This is a genomic window from Halomonas sp. KO116 (assembly GCF_000734975.2).
Taxonomy (GTDB): Bacteria; Pseudomonadota; Gammaproteobacteria; order Pseudomonadales; family Halomonadaceae; genus Vreelandella; species Vreelandella glaciei.
On sequence record NZ_CP011052.1, the window covers coordinates 1,460,038 to 1,484,443 of the forward strand.

Annotated in this window: 26 protein-coding genes; 19 read left to right on the forward strand and 7 right to left on the reverse strand. The window is 54.6% G+C overall.

Annotation, left to right across the window (positions count from 1 at the left end; translation table 11 throughout):
* The first annotated feature begins 15 nt into the window (after positions 1–15).
* On the forward strand, positions 16–999 hold the full coding sequence (locus KO116_RS06720; protein ID WP_035559878.1) for a YihY/virulence factor BrkB family protein: 984 nt from the start codon (positions 16–18) through the stop codon (positions 997–999).
* Between the two features lie 84 nt (positions 1,000–1,083).
* Here the strand turns inward: KO116_RS06720 and KO116_RS06725 are convergent, their stop codons facing one another.
* Positions 1,084–2,493: a PhoH family protein gene (locus KO116_RS06725; protein ID WP_035559880.1), complete on the reverse strand. Its 1,410-nt coding sequence runs from the start codon at positions 2,491–2,493 to the stop codon at positions 1,084–1,086.
* A 195-nt stretch (positions 2,494–2,688) separates the two neighbouring features.
* Positions 2,689–3,558 carry a LysR family transcriptional regulator gene (locus KO116_RS06730; protein WP_035559881.1) on the reverse strand — a complete coding sequence of 290 codons (870 nt, stop codon included), beginning with the start codon at positions 3,556–3,558 and terminating at the stop codon, positions 2,689–2,691.
* Between the two features lie 115 nt (positions 3,559–3,673).
* Between KO116_RS06730 and KO116_RS06735 the strand changes: the two genes are divergently transcribed.
* Together KO116_RS06735 and KO116_RS06740 are read left to right on the forward strand one after the other, a co-directional pair.
* Complete coding sequence (locus KO116_RS06735; protein ID WP_035559882.1) at positions 3,674–4,540, forward strand: cation diffusion facilitator family transporter; 867 nt, start codon at positions 3,674–3,676, stop codon at positions 4,538–4,540.
* Positions 4,541–4,641: 101 nt separating this feature from the next.
* Positions 4,642–4,914: a hypothetical protein gene (locus tag KO116_RS06740; protein ID WP_035559884.1), complete on the forward strand. Its 273-nt coding sequence runs from the start codon at positions 4,642–4,644 to the stop codon at positions 4,912–4,914.
* A 62-nt stretch (positions 4,915–4,976) separates the two neighbouring features.
* On the opposite strand, the gene KO116_RS06745 is transcribed toward KO116_RS06740, so the two are convergent.
* Positions 4,977–5,162 carry a DUF3008 family protein gene (locus KO116_RS06745; protein ID WP_035559886.1) on the reverse strand — a complete coding sequence of 62 codons (186 nt, stop codon included), beginning with the start codon at positions 5,160–5,162 and terminating at the stop codon, positions 4,977–4,979.
* 366 nt (positions 5,163–5,528) lie between these two features.
* Between KO116_RS06745 and ybaK the strand changes: the two genes are divergently transcribed.
* The 6 genes from ybaK to KO116_RS06775 all read left to right on the forward strand — a co-directional run bounded on the left by ybaK (position 5,529) and on the right by KO116_RS06775 (position 12,667).
* On the forward strand, positions 5,529–5,996 hold the full coding sequence (ybaK, locus tag KO116_RS06750) for a Cys-tRNA(Pro) deacylase (RefSeq protein WP_035559888.1): 468 nt from the start codon (positions 5,529–5,531) through the stop codon (positions 5,994–5,996).
* Between the two features lie 112 nt (positions 5,997–6,108).
* Entirely contained in the window at positions 6,109–7,542 is a 1,434-nt protein-coding gene (gene dbpA, locus KO116_RS06755; RefSeq protein WP_200897132.1) for an ATP-dependent RNA helicase DbpA, read from the forward strand.
* A gap of 33 nt (positions 7,543–7,575) precedes the next feature.
* Positions 7,576–8,451: a PA4780 family RIO1-like protein kinase gene (locus KO116_RS06760; protein WP_035559891.1), complete on the forward strand. Its 876-nt coding sequence runs from the start codon at positions 7,576–7,578 to the stop codon at positions 8,449–8,451.
* 196 nt (positions 8,452–8,647) lie between these two features.
* Positions 8,648–9,679 carry an AbrB family transcriptional regulator gene (locus KO116_RS06765; protein ID WP_144408627.1) on the forward strand — a complete coding sequence of 344 codons (1,032 nt, stop codon included), beginning with the start codon at positions 8,648–8,650 and terminating at the stop codon, positions 9,677–9,679.
* Positions 9,680–9,718: 39 nt separating this feature from the next.
* Positions 9,719–11,623, forward strand: a complete 1,905-nt coding sequence (locus KO116_RS06770; RefSeq protein ID WP_035559897.1) for an ABC transporter ATP-binding protein — start codon at positions 9,719–9,721, stop codon at positions 11,621–11,623.
* A 36-nt stretch (positions 11,624–11,659) separates the two neighbouring features.
* A complete protein-coding gene (locus tag KO116_RS06775) occupies positions 11,660–12,667 on the forward strand; it encodes a zinc-dependent alcohol dehydrogenase family protein (RefSeq protein ID WP_035559902.1) in 1,008 nt (335 codons plus the stop codon).
* Positions 12,668–12,756: 89 nt separating this feature from the next.
* Here KO116_RS06775 and KO116_RS06780 read toward each other — a convergent pair whose 3' ends face one another.
* Complete coding sequence (locus KO116_RS06780; RefSeq protein ID WP_035559906.1) at positions 12,757–13,023, reverse strand: hypothetical protein; 267 nt, start codon at positions 13,021–13,023, stop codon at positions 12,757–12,759.
* Positions 13,024–13,180: 157 nt separating this feature from the next.
* Here KO116_RS06780 and KO116_RS06785 point away from each other — a divergent pair, with 157 nt between their 5' ends.
* Positions 13,181–14,329 (forward strand): hypothetical protein, encoded by a 1,149-nt coding sequence (locus KO116_RS06785; RefSeq protein WP_035559909.1) that lies wholly within the window; start codon positions 13,181–13,183, stop codon positions 14,327–14,329.
* Between the two features lie 35 nt (positions 14,330–14,364).
* On the forward strand, positions 14,365–15,216 hold the full coding sequence (locus tag KO116_RS06790) for a mechanosensitive ion channel family protein (protein ID WP_035559911.1): 852 nt from the start codon (positions 14,365–14,367) through the stop codon (positions 15,214–15,216).
* On the opposite strand, the gene KO116_RS06795 is transcribed toward KO116_RS06790, so the two are convergent.
* Positions 15,213–15,947 (reverse strand): YebC/PmpR family DNA-binding transcriptional regulator, encoded by a 735-nt coding sequence (locus tag KO116_RS06795; protein ID WP_035559913.1) that lies wholly within the window; start codon positions 15,945–15,947, stop codon positions 15,213–15,215. The genes KO116_RS06790 and KO116_RS06795 overlap by 4 nt on opposite strands.
* A 245-nt stretch (positions 15,948–16,192) precedes the next feature.
* Between KO116_RS06795 and KO116_RS06800 the strand changes: the two genes are divergently transcribed.
* Positions 16,193–16,810: a LysE family translocator gene (locus KO116_RS06800; protein ID WP_035560347.1), complete on the forward strand. Its 618-nt coding sequence runs from the start codon at positions 16,193–16,195 to the stop codon at positions 16,808–16,810.
* Positions 16,811–16,868: 58 nt separating this feature from the next.
* Positions 16,869–17,360 carry a glutathione peroxidase gene (locus KO116_RS06805; RefSeq protein ID WP_035560350.1) on the forward strand — a complete coding sequence of 164 codons (492 nt, stop codon included), beginning with the start codon at positions 16,869–16,871 and terminating at the stop codon, positions 17,358–17,360.
* Between the two features lie 44 nt (positions 17,361–17,404).
* On the opposite strand, the gene KO116_RS06810 is transcribed toward KO116_RS06805, so the two are convergent.
* Positions 17,405–17,791 carry a DUF7079 family protein gene (locus KO116_RS06810; protein ID WP_035559915.1) on the reverse strand — a complete coding sequence of 129 codons (387 nt, stop codon included), beginning with the start codon at positions 17,789–17,791 and terminating at the stop codon, positions 17,405–17,407.
* Between the two features lie 207 nt (positions 17,792–17,998).
* Between KO116_RS06810 and fabV the strand changes: the two genes are divergently transcribed.
* From fabV to KO116_RS06835, 5 genes are all read left to right on the forward strand, one after another.
* Positions 17,999–19,210 (forward strand): enoyl-ACP reductase FabV, encoded by a 1,212-nt coding sequence (fabV, locus tag KO116_RS06815; protein WP_035560353.1) that lies wholly within the window; start codon positions 17,999–18,001, stop codon positions 19,208–19,210.
* A 54-nt stretch (positions 19,211–19,264) separates the two neighbouring features.
* Positions 19,265–19,480, forward strand: coding sequence for a hypothetical protein (locus KO116_RS06820; RefSeq protein WP_008958099.1), 216 nt, complete (start codon positions 19,265–19,267; stop codon positions 19,478–19,480).
* Between the two features lie 192 nt (positions 19,481–19,672).
* Positions 19,673–19,927, forward strand: coding sequence for a hypothetical protein (locus tag KO116_RS06825; RefSeq protein WP_035559918.1), 255 nt, complete (start codon positions 19,673–19,675; stop codon positions 19,925–19,927).
* A 189-nt stretch (positions 19,928–20,116) separates the two neighbouring features.
* Positions 20,117–20,902 carry a PRC-barrel domain-containing protein gene (locus KO116_RS06830; protein ID WP_035559919.1) on the forward strand — a complete coding sequence of 262 codons (786 nt, stop codon included), beginning with the start codon at positions 20,117–20,119 and terminating at the stop codon, positions 20,900–20,902.
* Positions 20,903–21,129: 227 nt separating this feature from the next.
* Positions 21,130–22,107 carry a GlxA family transcriptional regulator gene (locus KO116_RS06835; protein ID WP_442905821.1) on the forward strand — a complete coding sequence of 326 codons (978 nt, stop codon included), beginning with the start codon at positions 21,130–21,132 and terminating at the stop codon, positions 22,105–22,107.
* Positions 22,108–22,140: 33 nt separating this feature from the next.
* Here the strand turns inward: KO116_RS06835 and KO116_RS06840 are convergent, their stop codons facing one another.
* Positions 22,141–22,935 carry an SDR family NAD(P)-dependent oxidoreductase gene (locus KO116_RS06840; protein WP_035559922.1) on the reverse strand — a complete coding sequence of 265 codons (795 nt, stop codon included), beginning with the start codon at positions 22,933–22,935 and terminating at the stop codon, positions 22,141–22,143.
* Between the two features lie 229 nt (positions 22,936–23,164).
* Between KO116_RS06840 and KO116_RS06845 the strand changes: the two genes are divergently transcribed.
* Complete coding sequence (locus KO116_RS06845) at positions 23,165–24,379, forward strand: aspartate aminotransferase family protein (protein WP_035559924.1); 1,215 nt, start codon at positions 23,165–23,167, stop codon at positions 24,377–24,379.
* The last annotated feature ends 27 nt before the right edge of the window (positions 24,380–24,406 follow it).

A 24,406-nucleotide genomic window follows, 5' to 3' on the forward strand; every position in this document is an offset into this window, starting at 1 on the left:
TGTCTGGAGCCTACTATGGGTAAGCTCCCGCGCGGTCGCCGCGCGCAGGTGCCCGGCGATATTCCCCAGCGCGGCTGGCACGATATTGCCTGGCGGGTAGTGCGCGCCGCTCGGCGTAACCGCCTGACCATGCTGGCCGCCGGGGTGGCGTTCTACGCCTTGCTGGCGCTGTTTCCCACCATTGCCGCGGTCATTTCCCTCTGGGGGTTGCTGTTTGACCCCTATGAAGCAGGCCAGCAGTTGTACGAGATCAGTCGCTTCATGCCACCGGATGCTGCTGAGTTAATCGATAAGCAGGCCCAGCAGGTAGTGGAGAGTGCGGAGTCAGGTAGCTTTCTGGGTGCTATCGCTGGGCTACTGATTGCCATGTTTATCGCTTCCAAAGGGGTGGCGGTATTAGTGATAGGGCTGAACGTGGTGTACGGTGAAAGCGAAAAACGCAGCCTTTTACACCGCAGTACGGTATTGGTATCACTGACCTTTGGCTTGATTTTTATGACCCTGGTGTCGCTGGCGTTCATTGCCATCGTACCGGTGGTCGTCAACGCCCTGGCGATTGATCCTCCGTTGGATCAAATCCTGCAGTGGCTGCGCTGGCCAGCGTTGCTTATAGTAATGAGCATGTTAATTGCGCTGCTCTACCGCTACGCGCCTTATCGTCGTTCGGCCCAGTGGAGTTGGTTAAGTTATGGCACCCTACTGGCGACGGTGATGTGGCTGTTAGGCTCCGGTGGGCTTTCGCTCTACGTGCGCTATTTCTCCATGTTTAGTGAGCTATACGGCTCGTTAGGGGCGGTGGTGGCGCTCATGATCTGGTTCTGGCTGTCTGCTTTTGTGGTGCTGTTTGGCGCGGAAGTCAACTGTGAGATGGAGCGGCAAACCTTCACCGACACTACCGTTGGCGAGGTGCGCCCGTTGGGGGAGCGCGAGGCGTTTGCCGCGGACACCATTGGCGCCCCCCGGCCGTGGAAGGATATTGAGGACAGTAACGATAATTGAGTGCAAAAAATCGCCCCCCACCGCTGGTGGGGGGCGATTGGTTTAAAGCGAGAGGTTTAAAACAACAGGTTTAAGACAGCAGGCTTAAAGCAGCTCTTCCGCCGCCAAGGCCAAGCGCGAGCGTTCAACGCTCTTCAGGGTGATATGCCCGGCGTGGGGCCAATCACGGAAGCGTTCCACCACCGCAGCCATACCGCAGGTGTTGGCTGTAAGGTAGGGCGTATCAATCTGCCCGACGTTACCCAGACAGACAATTTTGGTATTACGCCCCGCCCGAGTTACCAGCGATTTAAGCTGTTTGGGGGTGAAGTTCTGTGCCTCATCAATGATTAGAAAGGTGTCGTTTAGGGTGCGGCCGCGCATAAAACTTGGCGAGCGGATTTGCACCCGTGAACCAATCAACTGCCGCGTGGCGCCGTTATCCCAGCTTGATTCTCCCTCCTCGTTGCGCAGCAGGTTATCCATGTTGTCGTGGAAGGCACCCATCCACGGTGACATCTTCTCCTCCTCGGTGCCGGGTAGAAAGCCAATGTCTTCCCCCATGGGGATCGGCGCGCGGGTAAATACAATGCGTTCAAACAGCTTGGCATCCAGTGTCTGCTGAAAGGCGGCGGCCAGGGTCATAAAGGTTTTACCCGTACCGGCATTACCCGCAATGGTGACCAGATCTATATCGGGGTCCATGAGTAGGTTTAGCGTGAAGTTTTGTCGACTGTCGTGGGCGTGAACGCCCCAAACACCCGCGTGGTGGCGGTAGTTCGTCAGCAGCTGAAGGCGCGCCGAAGAGGGGCCCAGCTCGCGAATGATCGCTTCAAACTCTGCCCCGTTTTCGCTATCCGAGACCAGCATGCCCACGTGCCAGTTTCGCGGCATAGTGCCGGTGAGCTGGTAGAAAGTGTGGTGATCCAGGCGCTCCACCGTGACATCGACATTCAACGCTTCCCACAGTGAGGCGCCATTTTGCCCTGCAGAGGCGTAAACCTGCGCGCCCTCAATCATGGCGTCGCTGTCGGAGAAGGCGCGGTCATTGAGGTAATCCTCAACAGGCACTTTCAGCGCAGCGGCTTTAACGCGCAGGTTAATGTCTTTGGTGATCAGAATGACCGAGGCGTCGGGACGCTCTTCGCGCAGGCGGCAGGTCTCCGCCAGTATGCGGTTATCAGGGCTATCGTCGAGGGAATCAAACAGCTTTAAATCGTTGTAGCATAAAAAGTGCAGGCGTCCTGTGTCGCCGCTGAGGCGGGGAATCGGAATACCACGTTGGATCTCATCAAAGGTGACTTGGCTGGTAAGGTCAGAGAGCGTACGGCTGATTTGGCGGGCCGTGCGGGCAATTTCACGTACACCATTTTTGTGCTTATCAAGTTCCTCCAGGACGGTCATGGGGATAACCACATCGTGCTCATCGAAGTGGTAGAGCGCGGTAGGGTCATGAATCAGGACATTGGTGTCCAACACATACAGCCGAGTGGCTTTCTTATCGAGTCGTACCATCGTTGGAATCACTCCTTGGTTGACGGCAACTTCGACACTGGCAGGTGCGTATTACGTCTGGATGACACTTACCAGTGTTCCTCACGTGGCGTGTCCTGGCGTCTCCTTATTTAGCTATTTTTAATAGCGTGGAAGGCTTTGGCGTTTTTTTCCACAAAAAAGATTTCAACGATATGTCAGTGAGTGGTCATCGGGCTAATTAAGCGTGGCTAGAAAATGCGCCACTTTATTCAGTAGCGCGGTGGCCACCACGCCGCGGTTATCACTCTCCACGTAGCGGTAATAGTGGCTATCCAAGGCGAGATCATGATTTAGCGTGCAGAGGGTACCTGCTTCCAGAGCGCTTTTAACCAGCGGGTAAGGCAGCAGCGCCCAGCCGGTAGCGTTGATGACGGCGTCGCGAATCACTTCAAACATGGTTAAACCCAGATAATTACCTGAAAACAGCGCTTCGCTGATCAGTTTGTCGTCCTGTACATGGGTCAAACACACTTGGGTGTACTGGGCTAAGTCGTCGCGATTAACGCTGGGGAGGCGGCTGAGCGGGTGATGGGGCGCTGCCACTAAACGCATGCTGACGGGGGCAAGGTTGGCCGCGTTGGCATCAATGCCTTCAGCTGTATACAGACCGAAGGCAATATCCACCGTTTGGCGCTGCACAAACTGGGTATGTTCCTGGGGTGGCACCAAGTACACCGAAATCGCGGTTAGCGGAAACTGCTGTTTTAAATCATGCATCACCTGGCGCCAAAACACCTCGGGCAAGGCATCATCACGGGCAATGCCGAGTTGGCTTTCCACGCCTTGCAAGTGCTGGTGGCAGTGTTTTTTGATTCGGCTGGCGCTGGTCAGCAGGCGGTAGCAGTCGGGGAGCACGCTATCGCCCACCGCGGTAAGCGTTAGGCTATTGCCTGAACGCTCAAATAGCGCCACGCCCAGGCTATCCTCAAGCGCATTGACGGCAGCACTCAGGGTGCTCCGTTTAAGGCCGGTATGTCGTGCAGCGGCGGCAAAGGAGCCATGCTCGGTGACATCGATAAAGGCCTGTACCTGTTCTGCACGCATAGTCGCCTCGTTTAGCGCTTTGAGCGCCAGTTAACTTGGCGCTGAGCGATTCGTGATTGTCATAACTCTTCACTATTATGGCGCATAATCCGAATAATGTGATGGAGTTATCCGCGTGACCCCCTTTGTTGCCGAGCGCCGTGCGCTAAGATTTTCAGCCATTTCTGCCAGCCTATTTGCGTTTACTGGGCTAGCGCTAGGGTTGACCAGTGGTTCAATAACGATTCTTTTTGACAGCGGCTACTCGCTGTTGAGCCTTGTGCTGGCGTCGTTATCTCTGTTTGCGCTTCAGCAGGCGCGTAAACCGGCGGATGATCACTACCCCTTTGGGCGGCTGACGGTAGAGCCACTCGCTGTGCTGCTCAAAGGCGTAGTGATCGCGATGGTGTGTATCGTCTCGCTGGTTTCCGCTCTGTGGAGCCTGCTTGATGGCGGGCGGCTGGTCACGTTGGATTTGGCGCTGATGTTTGGCGTGGTCAACGTAACGGGCTGTTTATTAACCTGGTGGTGGCTGGCGCGCTACGCCCGGGTGGCGCGCTCCTCGCTGTTGGCCGCCGAGCTACGCCAATGGCAGATGGATACTTGGCTGAGTGCCGCTGTCATGCTGGGCTTTGGGTTTACCTGGCTGTTAACCCAGTCGCCCTGGGCAGGCTACGCGCGCTTTGCCGACCCGGTGATGGTGCTGGTTATCGCGGGCTACTTCTTACCCATGCCGATTCGCATGGTGAAGGGGGCGCTGCGTGAGCTGATGTTCGGCGGCTCATGTAGTAGCGTGCGTCGCGATGTGGTGGAAGATGTCGCCGACTTTGATGTCTCCGCCGACGATGTGCGTCTGGCCCAAGTGGGTAGCTTCCTGATGGTGGATATCCAGCTGGACAAGCAGCAGTTCGACGACGCTCAAGAAATTATGGACAGCGTAGAGAAGCGCTGTAAGCGGCTAAACCTGCGCCCGGTTACCAGCCTTACTTTAGTTGCTGGCTGAACTGCGTGAAAAAAGATTGACGTTTAGTTAGAAGCAGTGCTATTTAGCGCTACCGACAATGGGTGTCGGCTTAATAGTGCTACGTTGAGGGTTGTAAAAACATGCCATTGCGCCGCTGTTTACCCGTACTGCTACTGACCGCACTGGTCGCTGGCTGTGCAAGTTCTACCATTGCGCCAAACTATACCTCCGACAATCCTGATGTTATGCGGATTGGCGGCGAGCGCCCGGCTAACCGCGATGCGAGCGTTGAAAGCGCTGGATCGTTCTGTCTGGAAACTGCCGAACGCTGGAATGAGCATGGCCAGACGCCGGATGGCCAGACGCTGTGGGCAAAAGACACCCTGCGTAAAGTGGTGCCTTGCAAGCAGTAGTCGTTAGCGAAACTAAAACCGCCAGCTTTGTTAAGCTGGCGGTTTTATAACAAAAAGGATAGTTAATCCTGTTTCTTTTCCGGCTTGCCTTTGCGCTTTGTACTCGCGAACTCTTCTAGCTCCTCCTCGCTCATGGAGTCATACATCTCTTTAGACGAACCATACAGTTCACTGGGCTTGGTTTCTCCGCGCTTAGCGGATAGCGCCGCGCCCGCTGCTTTCTGTTGCGCTTGGGAGTTTGCTGGCATTGTTGAACTCCTTTCATTTAGCTTCCATTTAACGACTTATTACGCTATTGAGCATTGCACCTTTAAACATAGTAGCTGGTGCTCAGCTTTCCATTCATAGCGTGCTAGGCTTTGTACGAAAACTGACTGCGCTCGACAATACTGCGTTAAAAATCGCCTCGAAATGCTCATTTACACCCCGTAAACTCCGCTTTCTCGTTGATTTTTGCCTTGTCTAGTCTTCGCTCGCCGACTTTTCGTACAAACCCTAAAATTAATGTCCTGCCTTACGTTGACTTCCATTTGCCTGTCGCGCTATTAACCTATCGGGCAAAGTGTGCCATTCAGTAAAGTCATCGTATCAACGCTGTTAACCAAGAGAACGCCATGACACCGGCTATCAATAGTGCAAAACATGCAGGCATTGCTTTTCAAATCCACGAGTACGATCACGATGTCACCGCGCAATCCTATGGATTGGAAGCCGCTGAAAAACTCGGTGTCGCGGTGGAACAGGTATTTAAAACCTTAGTAGTCAAGCTGGATGGTAAACAACTGGCGGTGGGTATTGTGCCGGTGAATGGCCAACTGGGATTAAAGCAGATCGCCAAAGCCGCAGGTGCGAAGAAAGCGATCATGGCGGAACCGTTGGAGGTGGAGCGTACTACCGGCTATGTGCTGGGCGGGGTTAGTCCATTGGGTCAGAAAAGGCGCTTGGCCACCTTTATTGATCACTCCGCCAAAAATTTCGCCAGTATCTATGTGAGCGCCGGACGTCGCGGGCTTGAAATCGAACTAGCGCCAGGAGATTTAGCCGCGCTTAGTCAGGCTACTTTTGTACCCCTGGCAACCTGATGTCGATGTGACGGCAATTTGATGGCGGCGCAGCCCAGGGCACTTTCTGGTATGGTGCGGTAATATTTGCGTGTGTCGTCTACCCCTCTAGGTAGCACGCACTGTTTTTCCGATGGCCGCCTACCTGTGGCCCAAGCAAGGTAATATCGTGTCTGACTCCTCTTTCTCCTCGTTAGCGTTGCCACAAGCACTGCTGAGCAACCTTGCGTCCCTTGGCTACCACGAAATGTCGCCGGTGCAGGCAGAGAGCCTGCCGCCGATGCTGTCCGGGCGCGATGTGCTGGCGCAGGCGAAAACCGGTTCAGGCAAAACGGCGGCGTTTGGTTTGGCACTGCTGGCTAAATTGAGAGTCGAGAGCTTTGCGGTGCAAGGCTTGGTGCTGTGCCCGACCCGGGAGCTCGCTGACCAGGTGGCTGAAGAGCTGCGCCGTTTGGCCCGCGGCATGGCCAATGTGAAAATACTCACCCTCTGCGGCGGCGCCCCCTTTGGCCCGCAGCTCGGCTCTTTAGAGCACGGGGCGCACATTGTGGTAGGCACGCCAGGGCGTATTGACGAGCACTTGCGCAAAGGCTCGCTGACGCTGGAATCCCTCGCCACGCTGGTATTGGATGAAGCCGACCGCATGCTGGATATGGGCTTTCAGGCAACCATTGACGACATCATTGCCGAGACCCCAACTGACCGCCAAACGCTGTTGTTCAGCGCGACTTTCCCAGACGAGCAGACATCGGGCGGGCTAACCGAGCTGACCCGCGGTATCTTACGTGAACCGGTGATGGTCAAAATCGCCGAGGTGCACGACGCCACGACGATTCAGCAGCACTTCTACAGTGTCGCCAATGAAGAGGCGCGATTTGACGCCCTTCGCCAGTTGCTGCTGGTCTATCGGCCCGCGACCAGCGTGGTATTCTGCAACACCAAACGCGAAACCCAGGCGGTGGCGGAGCAACTGACCGATGCCGGCTTTAGCGCTGTGGCGCTCAATGGCGATTTAGAGCAGAAGGATCGCGACCGCATTCTGATTCTGTTCTCTAACCAGAGTGCGTCTATCCTGGTAGCCACGGACGTTGCCGCCCGCGGCCTTGATATTGCCCAGCTGGACGCCGTGTTTAATTACCAAATTGCCCGCGAGCTTGATGTTCACGTGCATAGGGTAGGTCGTACCGGGCGTGCCGGGGCCAGCGGTATTGCCTGCACGCTGGTGACTCCTAAAGAGAGCTACCGCTTGGAGCGGTTGGAAGGATTGCTGGAGCAAGCGATTAAAACTGAACCCTTACCAAAACCGCAGCACTCGGTGCCGTTTGAGCCGTTAATGGCGACACTGCAGTTAGCCGGTGGTAAAAAAGACAAGCTGCGCCCCGGCGATATTCTTGGCGCGCTGACCAGTGAAGGCGGGTTGCGCGGCGATCAAGTGGGTAAAATCAAAGTGCTTGCGCGCAGTGCCTATGTGGCCGTTGACCGCGATGTGATTCAGCAGGCTCAGGCCAAACTCGAGCGTGATAAATTAAAAGGGCGTGCTTTCCGTGTTCGCCGTATCCGTTATTGAACGCGTACCAAAGAGGAGCCGACGCAGCTAACCATGAAAATCCCTAAACGATTACAGCCCCTGGTCGATGATGGAATGATCGACGAGGTGTTGGTGCAGTTAATGAGTGGCAAGGAAGCGCAGGTCTACGTGGTGCGCTGCGGTGAAGAAGTGCGCTGTGCCAAAGTGTTTAAAGAGGCCAAGCAGCGCAGCTTTAAACAGGCCGTTCAGTATCAAGAGGGGCGTAAAGAGCGCAATAGCCGCCGTTCACGGGCGATGGCCAAAAAAACCCGTTACGGACAGAAAGAGCAGGAGCAGGCGTGGCTGAATGCCGAAGTCGACGCGCTTTACCGTCTTGCCTCGGCGGGCGTCCGCGTGCCCGAGCCCCATGGTTTTGTCGATGGTGTATTGCTGATGGAGATGATCAGCGACGCCGAGGGCAACGTCGCGCCGCGCTTGGACGAAGTGACCCTTACCGCAGAGCAGGCCGAGACCTACTACGCCAAGGTCATTCAAGACGTGGTTAAAATGCTGTGCGCGGGCCTGATTCATGGCGATTTGTCGGAATTTAACGTGCTGGTCGATGCCTCCGGTCCGGTGATTATCGATCTTCCCCAGGCCGTTGACGCCGCCGGTAATAACAGTGCGGCAGCAATGCTGTATCGCGATGTGGATAACATGCGCAATTACTTTGGCCAGTTCGCTCCTGAACTTCTGAATACCGAATATGGCAGAGAGATGTGGGCGCTGTACGAAACCGGTGAACTACACCCAGATAGCAAGCTCACCGGCCACTTCGATGCCGACACCCATATCGCTAACGTCGATGAGTTGATGGAAGTGATCGACGATGCCAAAGAGGAAGAGGCGGAACGCCAGGCGCGTATGCGCGACGATGATGACGACGGCGAGATTCCGCAGCCTTACTGAATCAGCGCAGTTGATAGCCCTTGAGTAATAGCCCTTGAAGAACAGTCCTTGAAGAAGAGCCCCGGTCAATAGCCATAGCTGACGTAAATCGATATCCTTAGCTTGTTAACGGTTGTTGGCCGCTCGCTTCTTGACAGGGCTGCCAGTGAAAACATGGCTAAGGTGAGGAGCACGTGTGAGGGGCAGCGTAACGGGAGTGTCTGCAGGGAGTGCAAAAGCGCTATCAATATCGTTAGCCGTTGGCGCCGTCGGCGGCACGCTGTTTCAACTCACCGGATTACCCCTCGCCTGGATGCTAGGCCCCTTGATTGCCAACCTGCTGGCGTCTTCACAAGGCGTGAAGGTCGCGGTACCCGAGCCGCTGCGTAACGTGTTTCTAGCGGTGATGGGCATGGTGCTGGGCAGCCAGGTGACCCCACAGTTAGCGCACCGGGTGTTGGATTGGCCTGTTTCCGCTGCGCTATTACTGCTAGGGGTAGCCGCTTCCACCGCCGTCGCCGCTGCCTGGTATCGACGCTGTGGATTTGACCCAGTCAGTGCCTGGTTTGGTGCCTCTCCTGGTGCCATGACGGCGATGATCCTGTTGGGCGAAAAGTGCGGCGGCGACCCTCAGCGCATTGCGGTCGCGCAGTCGCTGCGGGTCATTTTAGTGATTCTATTTCTTCCGCCGCTGTTCTGGGCCTACGAGGACGGTGGCGACAGCATTGGCCCTATTCACAGTGGCTTAGAACATGGCTGGATGCTATTGATGATCCCGCTAATATTGCCGCTAGGCCGCTGGCTGCGAATTCCCAGCCCCGCATTGCTGGCACCACTGCTAGTCGCGGCTTTATTATCCGGTAGTGATATGGCTAGTCTCGCTCTGCCAGGGTGGGGGATGAACCTGATGCTATGGGTGTTGGGCAGTGCCATTGGTTCGCGCTTTCAAGGCATGACGCGCAAGCTTTTTGGCCGCTATTTATGGCAGTCTGGCGTGGCGACGCTGTTAGCACTGCTGGTACTGGCGCTGTTTGCCGAGCTAATCCACCAGCTGTTGGGCGTCGGGCGCGATGTGGCGCTATTGGCGCTTGCCCCCGGCGGTATTGGCGAAATGGCGATTCTTGCGGTTGCGCTCAACATTGATCCGGTGTTTGTCGCCTTTCATCACCTGTTGCGTATGGTCACGCTGATGATTATTGCTCCGTTCTGGGCGCGCTGGTTACTGCGCCACTCCTCCACCACGCCATAACGTCCATTAACACCAACGCCAGTGACGTAAGGAAACATCATGCTATCGCGTGTTTTACAGCCGCTATTTCGTTATTTCGAAACACGGGTTAACCCTTACCCGGAAGGCGAGGTCAAAACGCCACCTAAGGGCTTAATACCGTTTATTGTGCACTTTTCCCGTCCGATGCTGCCGCTGTTGCTGCTCATGACGCTGTTCACGGCGCTGGTGTCGGCGGCTGAAGTGGTTTTCTTCAGCTACATGGGTCAACTGGTCGATTGGCTGGGCAACGTTGAACGTGCAGGCTTTTGGGCTGAAAACGGCCTATGGCTTGCTGGCCTGGGGCTAGTGCTGTTGGTCGGCTTGCCGCTGTTGGTGCTGATGCAGTCACTGGTCACCCATCAGAGTATTTTCGGCAACTACCCGATGATCGGCCGCTGGCTATCCCACCGCCATATGCTGAGCCAGAGCCTGGCATTTTATCAGGACGAATTTGCCGGGCGGGTGTCGCAAAAAGTGATGCAAACGGCGCTGGCGATCCGCGAGACCGTCACCAAGGTGATGGATTTATTGGTTTACGCCATCGTCTATTTTACCGGCGCGGCCTACCTGCTGGGCCGGGCGGATCTGTTGCTGCTGATCCCGTTGGGGCTCTGGCTGGTGGGCTACCTGGCGATCATGCGTTACTTCGTACCGCGTCTGCGTGATGTCTCTATGGACCAGGCGGACGCTCGTGCCCAGATGACCGGTCGCGTGGTGGACAGCTACAGCAATATCCAAACCATCAAGCTGTTTGCCGATACCGAGCGCGAGCAGCGCTACGCCAAAGACGCGATGGAAGGCTTTATGGTCAACGTTCACCGCCAGATGCGACTGGTGACGATCATGAGCGTGGGATTGACGCTGCTCAACACGGCGCTGTTGGTGGGTACTGCGGCCATGGCGATCAGCGCCTGGTATACGGAGGCGATTTCTCTGGGCGTTTTGGCGATTGCCATCGCGCTGGTCATGCGTATCCGCTTTATGTCCGACTGGATTTTGTGGGAAGTCGCCGGGCTGTTTGAAAATATTGGCACGGTTCAAGATGGCATGAACACCATCGCTCAGAAGCCAACGATCAACGATGCGCCCAATGCGAAAGCGCTTCAGGTTCCCCATGGCGAAATTGTGTTTGACGCGCTGCGCTTTCAATACGCTCAGGCGAAAGGGGAGAGTAAAAATGTCTTTGATGGACTCAGCCTGACCATTAAGCCTGGCGAGAAAATCGGTCTGATCGGCCGTTCCGGCGCAGGTAAATCTACCCTGGCCAATCTGCTGCTGCGTTTTTATGACTTGCAAGGTGGGCAGATATTGATCGACGGGCAAAACATTGCCGAGGTGACGCAAACCTCCTTGCGCCACCAGATTGGCATGGTGACCCAGGACACCTCGCTGCTGCACCGCTCGCTGCGCGAGAACATTCGTTACGGCAGCCCCCACGCCAGTGATGAAGATGTTTGGAACGCGGTGTGCCGTGCCCATGCAGATACCTTTATCAATGATCTGGTCGACCCGAAAGGGCGTCGCGGCCTGGATGCCCATGTGGGCGAGCGCGGTGTGAAGCTTTCCGGCGGGCAGCGCCAGCGGATCGCGATCGCCCGGGTGCTGCTCAAAAATGCTCCGATTCTGGTTCTGGACGAGGCCACCTCGGCGCTGGACTCAGAAGTGGAGGCCGCCATTCAAGAACAGCTGGATACGCTAATGGAAGGCAAAACGGTGATTGCCATTGCGCATCGTCTCTCTACCATTGCCATGCTCGATCGGTTAATTGTGGTGGATGAAGGGCGCATGGTGGAAACCGGTACGCATCAGGAGTTACTGGCAAAAGGGGGTATCTATGCCAGCCTGTGGCAGCGCCAATCTGGTGGTTTCCTGGGTCTGGACGTGTCAGAAGATGCTTCGTCTGCTAACGTGTCGTACACATGAATACAGCAGCAGCTACTGCTTCGAAGGAGGTATCCGATGCAAGTGATTACATTGCAGCAGCCCGGCGGGCTAGACAATCTTAAGGTGCAGCAGGCGGAAGCCCCCGGTGAGCCGGGAGCGGGTGAAATTAAAGTACGCCTTCATGCAAGTTCCTTGAATTTCCACGACTATGCCGTGGTCGCCGGGATGATTCCTGCCGAAGATGGGCGTATTCCCATGTCGGACGGTGCGGGCGTTGTCGAAGCCGTCGGCGAAGGTGTTAGCGAATTCGCGGTGGGCGACCACGTGGTCTCGACCTTTTTCCCACACTGGCTGGAAGGCCCGGCCAGAGTGGGGGATTTTCGCACTACGCCGGGCGACGGCGTGGATGGCTATGCCCGTGAGCAGGTTATACGCCCGGTTGAATGGTTTACTCATCAGCCCAAGGGCTACAGCCATGCGGAATCCGCTACGTTAACTACCGCTGGCTTAACCGCATGGCGGGCACTGGTCGTCGATGGTGGCATTAAAGCGGGCGATACGGTGCTTGTGCTGGGCACCGGTGGGGTATCCATTTTTGCCCTGCAGTTTGCTCGCCTGATGGGCGCGCGTGTGATCGCCACCTCATCGTCGAATGAAAAACTGGCGCGGCTGCGGGAAATGGGCGCCGAGCACACCATCAACTATACAGAGACGCCTGATTGGGGTAAGCGCGTGAAAGAGCTGACAAATGGCGAAGGCGTTGATCATATCGTTGAAGTAGGTGGGCCGGGTACGCTGCCGCAATCCTTTGATGCGATAAAAATCGGTGGGCATATCGCTTTGATTGGCATCCTCACTGGCCGTGAGGGTGAAATACCCACGGCTAAGTTAATGGCCAAGCAGGCGAATTTGAAAGGCTTAATCGTCGGCAGTCGTCGCCAGCAGGTCGAAATGATTCGTGCGCTGGAAACCCTCGATATGCATCCGGTAATTGACCGGGAATTTCCGCTGGCTGAAATCGCTAACGCCTTTCGTCATCAGGCGTCAGGTCAACACTTCGGTAAGATTTGTCTAACGTTCTAAGCCAGTTGGCAGCGTCATTTCTACCATCGCTATAGCCAGAAAGCTTGCACGCCTAGCCGACCTTGTGGGCGTGCAAGACAACATTTACGTTATTCCGGCAATAGGCTATAGACTACCCCCTTTACTTCAAGCTCAAGTATTTCTTTGTAGGGCACTGTAATCCCTTCCACATCGCCTGGCGTGCGGTGGCTGTTTTTAATTTCAGTTTCTGGAATTACTTTCACGCCAAACAAGCCGACATGCTGAATTCTGGCACTAAATCGATTACCTTCATGCTCGATCAATAGCCGCTCACCAGCAATACATTTTTCTAATTTGGCGTGTAGCTCTTCTGCGCTGACCTGAACAACACTCATCGCTTTCTCCTTTAGCTGTTGCCTACGACATCCGTCCTTTAAGAGCGTTAAATACTGCTTTTAACGACTTTATTTTAGACTATAAGTTCGGTTATGAGGTTAGCCTTTAGGAATGCCGTGCTAAAGTGCTGGTATTTCTAGTGACAGGAATAGGTACATGGGGGAGCAGCCATCATCAGCCGACACACCGTTGTGGGAAGTCGTTGAGCTTGATCAATTTCATACCCCCGAGCAGACCCAGGCCAGCCAGTGGCGACGTTCATTACGCTCGGCGTCAAAATGGCTAGTGGGCAAGAGCGCTGCCGAGCAGCAAGTGAAAGAAGAGAGCGAGCTACGCGCGCTACCTGAGGTTCGGCTGGCGCATTTAGTGCCACCCATCGATTGGTCATTTGCAGCTAAGGCGTTAGCGCAACAGCTTGAAAGCTGCGAAGCGCCGGTAATCTTTTTTATTACCCCACCTCATAGCGGCCATACATCGGTGGTTAGGCAGTGGGCGGAAGAGCATCACGTCGCCTGTTTACCGCCACCCACGCTTAACGAACTCGCCAAGGGGGGCACTGAGTGGGTAGAGCGCTGCATCAATCAACAAAAGTGGGCAGTGCCGGCCCTAGAGCGCCACTTTTTACGCCATACCCAAGGGATTCAGGGTATTCGTGAGTTTCTTGAGCGCGCTTTAAGCGGCCGCCTGGGGCAGGGCGTGATTGGCTGTGACAGCTGGGCCTATGCGTATCTTCAGCAGGTGATCGGAATTGATGGCGCGCCGGTGTTTACCCTGCAATCGATGGAGGGTGAGCAGCTGTCACGTTATTTTGCGGCGATGGCGACTCATGAGGGGCAGCCTCCAGCGGTCTACAGTACGCGAACCGGCAAGCAGGTATTGTCCGATTCAGCATCTAAGCAAAACGGTAAAGCGCCTAATAAAGAGCTCCAGCGCTTAGCGGCTCACTGCCGTGGTCATATAGGACTTGCATGGCACTACTGGCGCGAGCGGCTGCGTGAGCCAAAAGCAGAGGATGAAGAGGCCCTATGGTTAGTGGATGCCCTAGCCGAGGCGGAGCTTTCCGCCGACACCGGGGATATCGCCACACTGGTACTGCATGCGTTACTGCTTCATGGCGGTCTGGATGACCACGCTCTAGGAGATGTGCTGCCGTTCTCACACCATGAAGCACTGAATGCCCGTTTAGCCCTGCAGCGCAAAGGCATTATTTTAAGTTGCGAAGGGCGCTGGCAGATCACACCGCTAAGCTACGCGAGCGTTCGTCAGTTATTGGCGTCGCGTAATTATCTGGTCGACCCTCTTTAAGCAGCCCTTCTCGATAGGCCCACGGAGGGCATTCCATGGAAGAACAACAGAAGTACGCGCGACTGTTTAACGATATCGATAGCCAAACGCTGATTACGTTAGGTGTTGTGCTGCTAGCAACCATTGTGTTGATTATTGTCAGCCAACGCGGGCTGAACTGGATCGGCAATCGAATGCACGGCCAAGTGCGTTTTCGTATTTTCGCCTTGGTGCCGATGACACGCTTGCTGATATTGATGACTGCGCTCGCCATCATCGTACCGACGATTATAGAGCCGTCGCTACGTAACATGGTGACCGTGATGGGGGCGTTGGGCTTAGCCATTGGCTTTGCCATGAAAGATTACGTCAGCAGCCTGATAGCGGGCGTTGTCTCAGCGGTAGAACTGCCTTATCGGCCCGGCGACTGGGTTCAAATTGAAGATACCTACGGCGAGGTCAAACACGTTGGCTTACGCACCGTTGACATCCAAACCCCTGACGATGATTTAGTTTATGTGCCGCATTTAAAGCTGTGGGATCACGCCGTTTATAACGCCAACAACGGCGGTACCAGCCTGCAGTGCGTGGCGAGCTTTTATCTTCACCCGGAGCACGAAGCAGGCTGGGTACGCAAAGCATTGCGCGATGTGGCGCTAACCAGTGCCTATCTGAAGTTCGACAAACCAATTATTGTCGTAGCTGAGGAGAAACCCTGGGGTACCCACTACCGCATACGCGCCTACCCGGTGGACCCTCGCCAGCAATTTTTGTTTATTACCGATCTCACCTTACGCGGCAAAAAAGTGCTGAGTGCCGCGGGCGTACAGTCAGCGATGTTGCCACCGGATGCGGCTCTGGATACCCGCAACGCGGTAGGGTCAGCTTCCTCAAGAGGTAATGATTAACTATCACTCTCTTCGGGTAATTCACCGCTGTGATAGACGTTCTGCACGTCGTCCAGCTCATTGAGCATGCCCAGGAATTTTTCAAACATGACCACGTCATCGCCTTCAACCGGCGTGGTGGTTTGCGGCAGAAACTGAATCTCGTCAACCTCAAAGTCAATCTCGCCAAACGCATCCAGCAGCGCCTGCTTGGCTTTGGCATAGTCGGTATGCGGCGCGAAAACGGTAATACGCTCGCCTTCCTGCTCGATGTCGGTGACATCGACATCGGCTTCCATCAATGCTTCCAGCACGGCGTCTTCATCGCTTCCGGCGAAGGAGAAGATGGCGCAGTGGTCAAACATATGGCTAACGCTACCGGGCGTACCGATTTTACTCTTGGTTTTGGTAAAGCAGCCGCGCACATCGCCAAAGGTGCGGTTAGGGTTGTCGGTTAGGCAGTCGACAATCACCATCACATTGCCGGGGCCAAAGCCCTCGTAGCGCGCGGCAGAGAAATCTTCCCCACCGGCACCGCTAGCTTTATCGAGTGCTTTATCAATGACGTGAGAGGGCACTTGGTCTTTTTTAGCCCGCTCCATTAAACCGCGCAGTGCTAAGTTACCGTTCGGGTCGGTACCACCAGCTTTGGCGCAGACGTAAATTTCGCGCCCGTATTTGCTGTAGACCTTGGTCTTTGCATCGGCCGTTTTGGCCATGGATTCCTTACGGTTCTGAAAAGCCCTACCCATGTTGCCGTCCTATGTATGTTTTCTAGACCTAATTTTTCTAGACTTAAGTTTTCTATATGCCCCGCGCATTGCGCAGCGGGACGGGTGTCTTCAAAAGAGTGCAAAAGAGCGAAAAAGCAAATTTTACCCAACAGCGTACCATGCTAACAGCGTTATTTAAGAAGCTGGCCGAAGTGTTACTTGGCTTAGCGTATACTGGCGCTTACGCCTTATATCGTGATATCGACCCCCAAGGAGACAACCGCATGCCATTGACACTGTGGCTATCACTTGCCGCGATCTGTGCCATGGGCGCTATGTCGCCGGGGCCAAGTTTGGCACTGGTGCTACGCCATACATTAGGCGGTGGTCGTTTTGTTGGTGTAACGGCAGCCATATTTCATGCCCTGGGCGTAGGGTTTTACGCGCTATTGACCGTGTGGGGGTTGGGGGCATTAATTGCCGGTTTTCCGCTGCTGTTTCAACTGATCACTTGGTGCGGTGCCGCCTACTTAGCATGGCTGGGAATTAAAGCACTGCGGGCCGGTCAAGCGGGTGCCTTACAGCCGACAGTGATGACCACTAACCGGGGCCAAGCAGCCAAAGAGGGCGTCCTCGTCGCGTTAGGTAACCCTAAGCTGATCCTATTTTTTGTCGCCCTGCTAAGTCAGTTTGTAACGCCGGGCATGAGCGCGCTGGCCAAAGCAATTATAGTGCTAACAGCGATGATTATTGATGGTGGTTGGTACGTGTTGGTGGCTGTGCTGCTTTCCCACTCACGCATTTTGCCTTGGCTGCAACAGCGTGCCCACTGGATTAACCGCATTACCGGGGTACTACTGATCGCGCTGGCGCTAAGAGTGGTCGCTGGGCCGCTGGTGTAAAAAGTAGAGTCGTGGCATGGTGATCGCTATGCCGTTTGAGGTTTTGTGGGGTCGAGTGATGCCAATTTACGACCAAGACTGCTATACCCACCAAGGGCTGCCATTCAACCTACGCGCGCTGCGTGGCCAAGTACTGCTGGTGGTCAACGTTGCCAGCCAGTGTGGCTTCACCCCCCAGTTAAGCGAGCTGGAAGCACTTTATCAGCGCTATCGGGACCGGGGCTTTACCGTGCTTGGTTTCCCCTGCAACCAGTTTGGCCGCCAGTCACCCGAGAGCGCGCAAGCCTTTTGCCAGTTTGGGGAACAGAAATTTGGGGTAAGCTTTCCGTTGATGGAGAAGGTTAACGTCAATGGCAGCCAGGCCCATCCTCTGTTTTGCTGGCTTAAGCGTGAAGCGCCCGGTGTGATGGGGACCCAATTGATTAAGTGGAATTTCACCAAATTCTTAATAGGCCGCGATGGCAAAGTGATTGCGCGCTTTGGGCCCCGCGACCATGGGCGCCCGCTGCGTCTGGCGTTAGAGCAAGCGCTGGATCAAGCCTACCCATAACGCTAATCTGTAAAACAAGAGTGAGACTGCCTGAAAAAGTCGGCCTAAATCTGTTCTCCCCGCGTGACAGCGACGCGGTTCATTAGCGCATTCCAGCGGTGGCGAACCATCATCGTGGTCAACCCCGAAAACAGCGCCCAGCTTTTGCGTCGCCAGCCCTTCAAGCGCATGTTGTGATTAACCAACTGCTTCATCAGCTTATAATCGTCAAATTGCCGCCACTCGCTAGCGATTGAAAGTTGGTGGCGAGACATCACCGGGGCCATTTCCAAGCGAAACATCCACTCAAGTTCATTGAGGGTCATATCGTAGCGCTGCACGACCTCTACCATGTGGGCGTAATCGCGTTCGCTGGGTTCACGATCCAGCCACAGCGGGGCTAGCGCTAGCCAAAGGTCACCACGTTCATCTACTAGCTGCTGTGCATTCATGGTCACCTCATTAGAGAAGTCGGTGCTTAGGCAACTATCGTGACGTGAAAGCGCCTTTAGCTCAAGGGCGGACAATAGCGCACGGCTACACAATAGCTCAAGAGCGGACACACGGCACGGAGACAGCTAGAATAGCCCCACTGAGTCACAATGTTGCCTTGGCAGGGCGATGTTGGTAACCAAATCAATCCTATAACGAGGTTCAATGTGATTATTAAACCCAAAGTGCGCGGCTTTATTTGTACTACCACTCACCCCATTGGCTGTGAGCAGAACGTTCGCGAGCAGATTGAAGCGACCCGTGCCCGCGGTTTGGATAAGCAGGCTGGCCCGAAAAAAGTATTGGTGATAGGAGCTTCGAGTGGCTATGGCTTGGCCGCCCGTATTACCGCGGCGTTTGGCTATGGGGCCGATACGCTAGGCGTCTTCTTTGAAAAGCCCGCCACCGACAAAAAACCGGGCACTGCCGGTTGGTATAACAGTGCGGCTTTCGATAAGTTTGCCAAGCAGGAAGGGCTTTACAGCAAGTCGATCAACGGCGATGCGTTCTCCCATGAAGCGCGAGAAAAAGCCATTGAGCTGATCAAGCAAGACATGGGTGAAATCGATCTGGTGGTCTACTCGCTGGCGTCGCCCGTGCGTAAGCTGCCGGACAGCGGCGAGCTGAAGCGTTCCAGCCTGAAGCCGATTGGCGAAACCTACCGTGCCACCGCAATCGACACTAATAAAGACGCCATCATTGAAGCGGAAGTAGAACCTGCCACCCAGCAAGAGATCGACGACACCATTACCGTCATGGGTGGCGAAGATTGGGAACTGTGGATGGAAGCCCTTGACCAAGCAGGCGTGTTGGCGAAAGGCGCACGCAGCGTGGCGTTTAGTTATATCGGTACCGAAATCACTTGGCCGATTTACTGGCACGGTGCATTGGGTAAAGCCAAGGAAGATCTGGACCGTGCTGCCATGGCTATCGACGCCAAGCTGAAAGAGAGCGGTGGCGGTGCCAATGTGGCGGTACTCAAGTCGGTGGTCACCCAGGCGAGTGCGGCGATTCCGGTAATGCCGCTGTATATCGCCATGGTCTATCGCATCATGAAAGAGCAGGGGCTGCACGAAGGCACTATTGACCAATTGAACCGCCTATTCGGCGAGCACCTCTACTCAGCCCAAGGACAGCGGGGCGAACTCGTGACAGATGAAGCTGGGCGTCTGCGTTTGGATGACTGGGAGCTACGTGACGACGTTCAACAAGCTTGTCAGGATCTATGGCCAGAGGTGACGACCGATAACTTGTTCGACATTACCGACTATGCTGGTTATAAGCACGAATTCTTGAAGCTGTTTGGTTTCGAGCGTGACGACGTAGATTACGATGCTGACGTCAACCCAGAGGTTACGTTCGATGTCGTCAATCTGTAAGTCATTCACCTAGGCGTTAGTGACGCCTATTCGACCGGAACGCGGGAGGTGTTTATGGATACTAAGGAAAGCAAAACCCCGGAAGAACAGAAAGAGCACATCATTGGTGAACGGGTGCCCGAAGATTTTGAATCTTCCAAGCCACATCTTCAACCTGAGGCCAAGAAGCGCCCCGGCGGGATGTATAAGTTACTCCCGCTGGTGATTATCATTCTTGGTGTGATTGTGGTGAGCATTATTGTATTAGGCATCATTAATCGGGGTAACTAGCGAGTCACGATGCTGATGTATTGCCGGGCCAAGCGCCCGGCAATTTTTTTGGCAAGAGCGCTTAATAGTTAGAAGGAGGCTTATTACTTTCAACCGTTGTTAAATTTCGCCTATAAATTCGTCAGAGGGCGAAAGCTCTGCTAAGAAAGGAAGAGGTTATAAAAAGTTAATACCTGTCAAGCAGGAGGATATATGACACGAGTAGCACGCGTGGAGCCTATCAGTCAAAAGCGAGACAATAAGCTTATTATTTCGGGTTGGCGAGTGATAGATGTAACTGATCCTAATGAGCCTCAGGAAATCTCACAACACGAAACTGAACCTCAAGCCATTGAGGCTGCACGTCGTTTTGAAGCCAAAACAGCCGAGGAGCTTGGCTCCGACCCTGATGATACTCAAGATTATGATGCGTCGGATGAACAGGCGGGTAAGCGTTTTCCTGGGTAATTGCATTGCTAATTAGCTAAAAGCTAAATAGTAAAAGTGGTAGTAAATACTTTGCCTAAATCAATAATAGTTGTTGTTGGTAAGTGGTTAATATTTATTAATCTTTTATAAGAAATTCGTTTTGGCTTTGATTTAGTGTACTTCGGTGTACTAGCTTCTTATGTGTAAACCAACACAAGGAGAGATTGTATGAAACGGACAGCATTAGCAATTGCCATCGGTGCGGTTTGCGCAGGCTTGTCAGCTGGCGTTCTTGCTCAGGAAGAGAACCAGAATGACACTGATCGCAGCAATCAAACGGCTCAGCAACAAGACACAAACGCGCAAGAGCAGCGTAGCAACGACGAAACTAGGGACATCAATGTTGAACAAAAGCCTGCTGAAGTAGAAGTAGAGCAAGAGAAACCTGATATCACGGTGGAGCAGTCTCAACCTAAAGTCACTATTGAGCAACCTGAGCCCAATGTGACCGTTGAAGACGCCGAACCTAATGTCACTATTGAGCAAACTGGCGAGCCTGAGGTGACGGTTGAGCAAGCGGAAGACGCCCAGGTCAATGTCAATGAAGACGAGCAAGAGCGCCAGCAGAATGATCAGCAGAGTGACCAAACTGATCAAAATGATCAGGCCGATCAAAATGACCAGTCCAACTCACTGATGTCACGTCAGGTCAGCGATCTGGAAGGGATGACAGTGATGAATCAGGAGGACGAAGAGATCGGTGGAGTGCAGCATATTGCAAAGCACGATGAGTCTGGCGATTTGTTTGCTATCGTTTCGGTAGGTGGTATTTGGGGTTTTGGCGCAACGGACATTGCGCTGCCTATCAATGACATGCAGCTTGAAAATGATCAGTTCGTTGTCAACACAAACTATGGCGAAGATGAAATCGAAGCTTCATCTAATAATTACCAAGAAGATGAGTACAGCGAAGTGGATGGCAACATGACGCTATCTGAGGCGCAGCAACAGTAACGCAGCAACACTAACAGAGACGCTGTTTGACTCAGTCGATCTTTAGTGACTAATGATGAGGGCAAGGCGGATACGCCTTGCCCTTTTTGGTGGCTGACCTGACGCTATTAACGCAGCGACATCTTTTTTTATGTATGAGTAACAAGCGCTGCCTTCATTTGCGCAATTGGGTAAGATGGTTATTTATCCAAGCCGATGGCGGTTTTCATGCAGTTTCTTCAATAATTATGCAGTCAAATCACTTAGCATCAAAAGTAACGATAGTCCGTCGGCGGGTCGCGTTTATGCTACTGCCGGGGTTCTCGCTGCTGACCCATGCCAGCGCGCTGGAGCCGCTGCAAATGGCGAACCAATTGAGCGGCCAGATGCTTTATCACACCGTTACGTTAAGCCTCAGCGATGAACCAGTGCGCAGCGGTGCTCAGCTTTCCTTGATCGCACAACATGAACTGGGTACAGCGCTGGGGCCGCTTGATCTGTTACTAATATGCGCACCCACGCCGCTTCCCTATACGTTGCCAGCAAAGCTCAATGAGTGGTTGCGAGGCCACCAAGGGCGCGGTGTGGCGCTTGGTGGTTTGGCCGGGGGAACTGAAGTGCTGGCCCGCTGTGGGTTGCTGGAAGGCTATCGTGCCACGCTGCCATGGCAGCGCTTTGAGGCGTTTGCGCAGGCCTACCCGCAAGTCACCCTTTCCCAGCAGTTGTTCGAAATTGACCGCGACCGGCTGACCTGCGCCGGTGGCACGGCGGCGATGGATCTGATGCTGACGCTGATAGGTCAGCACCACGGCGCACGCTTGGCAGAGCAGGTCTCAGAACAGTTCGTGTGCGATCGCATTCGGCTGGCGGATGAGCGCCAGCATGTGCCGCTGCGCACTCGCTTGGGCCACGCGCCGCAAAGCTTAGTGGATGCCGTTACGCTAATGGAAGCCAATATCGAGGAGCCGCTCTCGACCCTCGAACTGGCCGAGCACCTGGGGATTTCCCGGCGCCAGCTGGAGCGACTGTTTAAGAAGTATCTACAGGCGGTACCTAGCCGGTACTACCTCGATTTACGCCTGCAGGAAGCGCGCAAGCAACTGCGTGAGAGTGACCGGCCGGTAGGCGATATCGCTTTTGCTACCGGTTTTTCCTCCGGCGCGCATTTTTCCACCGCCTACCGAAATCATTTTGGCATGACGCCAAGAGAAGAGCGCCTAAATTAGAAAGGTATGATTAGAAAGATAAGATTAGAGAGCTCAGGTTAAGGTATCGACAATACCGCCTTCCACGCGCAGCGCCGCACCCGTGGTGGCGCTCGCTTGGGTCGATGCGGCATAGACGCTCATGCTGGCCACTTCCTCAGGCGTGGCGAGGCGCTGGATGATGGAAGAGGGCCGGTTCTCTTTGACAAAGCGCGCTTCCATCTCCTGTTGAGAAGTGCCTTCTTTCTCAGCCATTTCAGCAATCATCTTAAGCACGCCTTCAGAGCGCGTTGGCCCAGGCAAGATAGCGTTGACAGTTACCTGCGTGCCGCTGAGCACTTTGGCCAGCCCGCGCGAAACCGATAGCAGTGCTGATTTGGTCATGCCGTAATGCACCATCTCGGTGGGGATGTTGATGCCCGATTCGCTGGAGATAAACTGGATGCGGCCCCAGTTGCGGTCGCGCATGCCTTGGGCATAATGGCGAGAAAGGCGCACGGCACTCATGATATTGATGTCGAAAAATTGTTGCCAGGTCGCGTCATCAACCTCGAAGAAGTCCTGTGGACCGAAAATTCCCACATTATTGATCAGTATATCTGCGCTGGGTTGCTGCTGGATCAGTGTTTGGCAGCCTTCAGCAGTACCGAGATCGGCGGCCACGCCTTCTACCTGGGCATTCGGGGCATCCTGTTTAATGCTGGCTATTGCCTGATCCACACGTGCCTGCGAACGGCCTGTGACGACAACCTTGGCGCCAGCGTTGGCAAGCCCTAGGGCAATCGCAAAACCGATACCCGCCGTCGAGCCGGTAATGATGGCGTGCTTACCGCTTAGATCAATTTGCATAAGGTGTACTCCTCTCTTCCTGAGTGTCAGTACGTCGCGATACCTCGCTATCCAAGCATGACTTTATCGCTTGCCAATAAGTATGGGGGTCTTATAGCGTTCTTCAAGACGTTAACGCGACTCAGTGGGCGTCGCTATTCATAATTTGCCGTCCCATTGCTGAAAGCGGTTGACCGTGTTGGCCCCTTATACTGTTTTCATTCCTTCCCTCCATTGGAGATAACGCCCCATGAGCCATACCCCAAGCCGTCAAGATTACGATCACTACATGACGCCCAACTACTCACCGCAGCAGGTTATTCCCGTGCGCGGCGAAGGGAGCCGCTTGTGGGATCAGCAGGGGCGCGAATATATCGATTTCGCCGGTGGCATCGCCGTCAACTCCTTGGGCCACTGTCACCCGGTGCTCGTTAATGCGCTGAAAGAGCAGGGCGAAAAGCTCTGGCATCTCTCTAATGTGTTTACCAACGAGCCTGCGTTGAACCTGGCTAAAACGCTGGTTGAACGCACCTTCGCTGATAAAGTGTTTTTATGCTCTTCCGGCGGTGAAGCCAATGAAGCTGCGCTAAAGCTGGCACGCCGCTGGGCCGTCGATAACCATGGCGAACAGAAAGACAAGATCATCTCGTTTTATCAATCGTTTCACGGTCGTACCTTCTTTACCGTCAGCGTGGGCGGCCAGCCCAAGTATTCCCAGGGCTTTGGCCCGGTGCCGGGTGGCATTCAGCACGCCAACTACAACGACCTGGAAAGCGTTCGTGCGCTGATGGGCGACGACACCTGCGCGATCATGGTTGAGCCCATGCAGGGCGAGGGCGGCATCGTGCCCGCAACACCAGCATTTCTTCAGGGCCTGCGCGATCTGTGTGATGAACATAACGCGCTGTTGATTTTTGACGAGGTGCAAACCGGCGTGGGTCGCAGCGGCGAGCTCTACGCGTACAAGAACTACGGCATTACGCCGGATATCCTTACCAGCGCCAAGTCGCTGGGCGGCGGTTTCCCCATTGGTGCCATGCTGGCCACCGATGACGTCGCTAAGTCGCTGGTCGTTGGTACTCACGGCTCCACCTACGGCGGCAATGCGCTGGCCTCTGCCGTGGCGTTGGCGGCCGTCGAGTTTATCGATACCCCTGACGTGCTGGAAGGGGTGAAAAAACGCCACGACCTGTTCCGCGAGCATCTGGAAACCATCAACCGCAAACACGGGGTGTTCAAGGAGATCCGTGGTATGGGCCTGCTGATGGGTGCCCAAATGTCGGATGCCTATGAAGGCCGCGCCAAAGATATCCTGCCGCTGGCCATCGAAGAGGGCTTGATGGCCTTGATTGCAGGCCCCAATGTGCTGCGCATGGCGCCTTCGCTGGTGATCCCAGAAGCGGATATTGCCGAGGGCATGGCTCGGCTAGAGCGTGCCATTGAGCGGCTAGTTGCCTCAGCATGAGTGAGCAGCCTACTGGGTTAACAGAGG

What these genes read in the sequence shown, in the direction of transcription:
- KO116_RS06775 (WP_035559902.1), top strand. Translation starts at nt 11,660, where the DNA reads ATGCAAGTGATTACATTGCAGCAGCCCGGCGGGCTAGACAATCTTAAG.
- KO116_RS06720 (WP_035559878.1), top strand. Translation starts at nt 16, where the DNA reads ATGGGTAAGCTCCCGCGCGGTCGCCGCGCGCAGGTGCCCGGCGATATT.
- KO116_RS06825 (WP_035559918.1), top strand. Translation starts at nt 19,673, where the DNA reads ATGACACGAGTAGCACGCGTGGAGCCTATCAGTCAAAAGCGAGACAAT.
- KO116_RS06730 (WP_035559881.1), bottom strand. Translation starts at nt 3,558, where the DNA reads ATGCGTGCAGAACAGGTACAGGCCTTTATCGATGTCACCGAGCATGGC.
- KO116_RS06840 (WP_035559922.1), bottom strand. Translation starts at nt 22,935, where the DNA reads ATGCAAATTGATCTAAGCGGTAAGCACGCCATCATTACCGGCTCGACG.
- ybaK (WP_035559888.1), top strand. Translation starts at nt 5,529, where the DNA reads ATGACACCGGCTATCAATAGTGCAAAACATGCAGGCATTGCTTTTCAA.
- KO116_RS06845 (WP_035559924.1), top strand. Translation starts at nt 23,165, where the DNA reads ATGAGCCATACCCCAAGCCGTCAAGATTACGATCACTACATGACGCCC.
- KO116_RS06820 (WP_008958099.1), top strand. Translation starts at nt 19,265, where the DNA reads ATGGATACTAAGGAAAGCAAAACCCCGGAAGAACAGAAAGAGCACATC.
- KO116_RS06785 (WP_035559909.1), top strand. Translation starts at nt 13,181, where the DNA reads ATGGGGGAGCAGCCATCATCAGCCGACACACCGTTGTGGGAAGTCGTT.
- KO116_RS06740 (WP_035559884.1), top strand. Translation starts at nt 4,642, where the DNA reads ATGCCATTGCGCCGCTGTTTACCCGTACTGCTACTGACCGCACTGGTC.
- KO116_RS06795 (WP_035559913.1), bottom strand. Translation starts at nt 15,947, where the DNA reads ATGGGTAGGGCTTTTCAGAACCGTAAGGAATCCATGGCCAAAACGGCC.
- dbpA (WP_200897132.1), top strand. Translation starts at nt 6,109, where the DNA reads ATGGCCGCCTACCTGTGGCCCAAGCAAGGTAATATCGTGTCTGACTCC.
- KO116_RS06790 (WP_035559911.1), top strand. Translation starts at nt 14,365, where the DNA reads ATGGAAGAACAACAGAAGTACGCGCGACTGTTTAACGATATCGATAGC.
- KO116_RS06745 (WP_035559886.1), bottom strand. Translation starts at nt 5,162, where the DNA reads ATGCCAGCAAACTCCCAAGCGCAACAGAAAGCAGCGGGCGCGGCGCTA.
- KO116_RS06760 (WP_035559891.1), top strand. Translation starts at nt 7,576, where the DNA reads ATGAAAATCCCTAAACGATTACAGCCCCTGGTCGATGATGGAATGATC.
- KO116_RS06725 (WP_035559880.1), bottom strand. Translation starts at nt 2,493, where the DNA reads ATGGTACGACTCGATAAGAAAGCCACTCGGCTGTATGTGTTGGACACC.
- KO116_RS06805 (WP_035560350.1), top strand. Translation starts at nt 16,869, where the DNA reads ATGCCAATTTACGACCAAGACTGCTATACCCACCAAGGGCTGCCATTC.
- KO116_RS06835 (WP_442905821.1), top strand. Translation starts at nt 21,130, where the DNA reads ATGCAGTCAAATCACTTAGCATCAAAAGTAACGATAGTCCGTCGGCGG.
- KO116_RS06800 (WP_035560347.1), top strand. Translation starts at nt 16,193, where the DNA reads ATGCCATTGACACTGTGGCTATCACTTGCCGCGATCTGTGCCATGGGC.
- KO116_RS06810 (WP_035559915.1), bottom strand. Translation starts at nt 17,791, where the DNA reads ATGAATGCACAGCAGCTAGTAGATGAACGTGGTGACCTTTGGCTAGCG.
- KO116_RS06780 (WP_035559906.1), bottom strand. Translation starts at nt 13,023, where the DNA reads ATGAGTGTTGTTCAGGTCAGCGCAGAAGAGCTACACGCCAAATTAGAA.
- KO116_RS06770 (WP_035559897.1), top strand. Translation starts at nt 9,719, where the DNA reads ATGCTATCGCGTGTTTTACAGCCGCTATTTCGTTATTTCGAAACACGG.
- KO116_RS06830 (WP_035559919.1), top strand. Translation starts at nt 20,117, where the DNA reads ATGAAACGGACAGCATTAGCAATTGCCATCGGTGCGGTTTGCGCAGGC.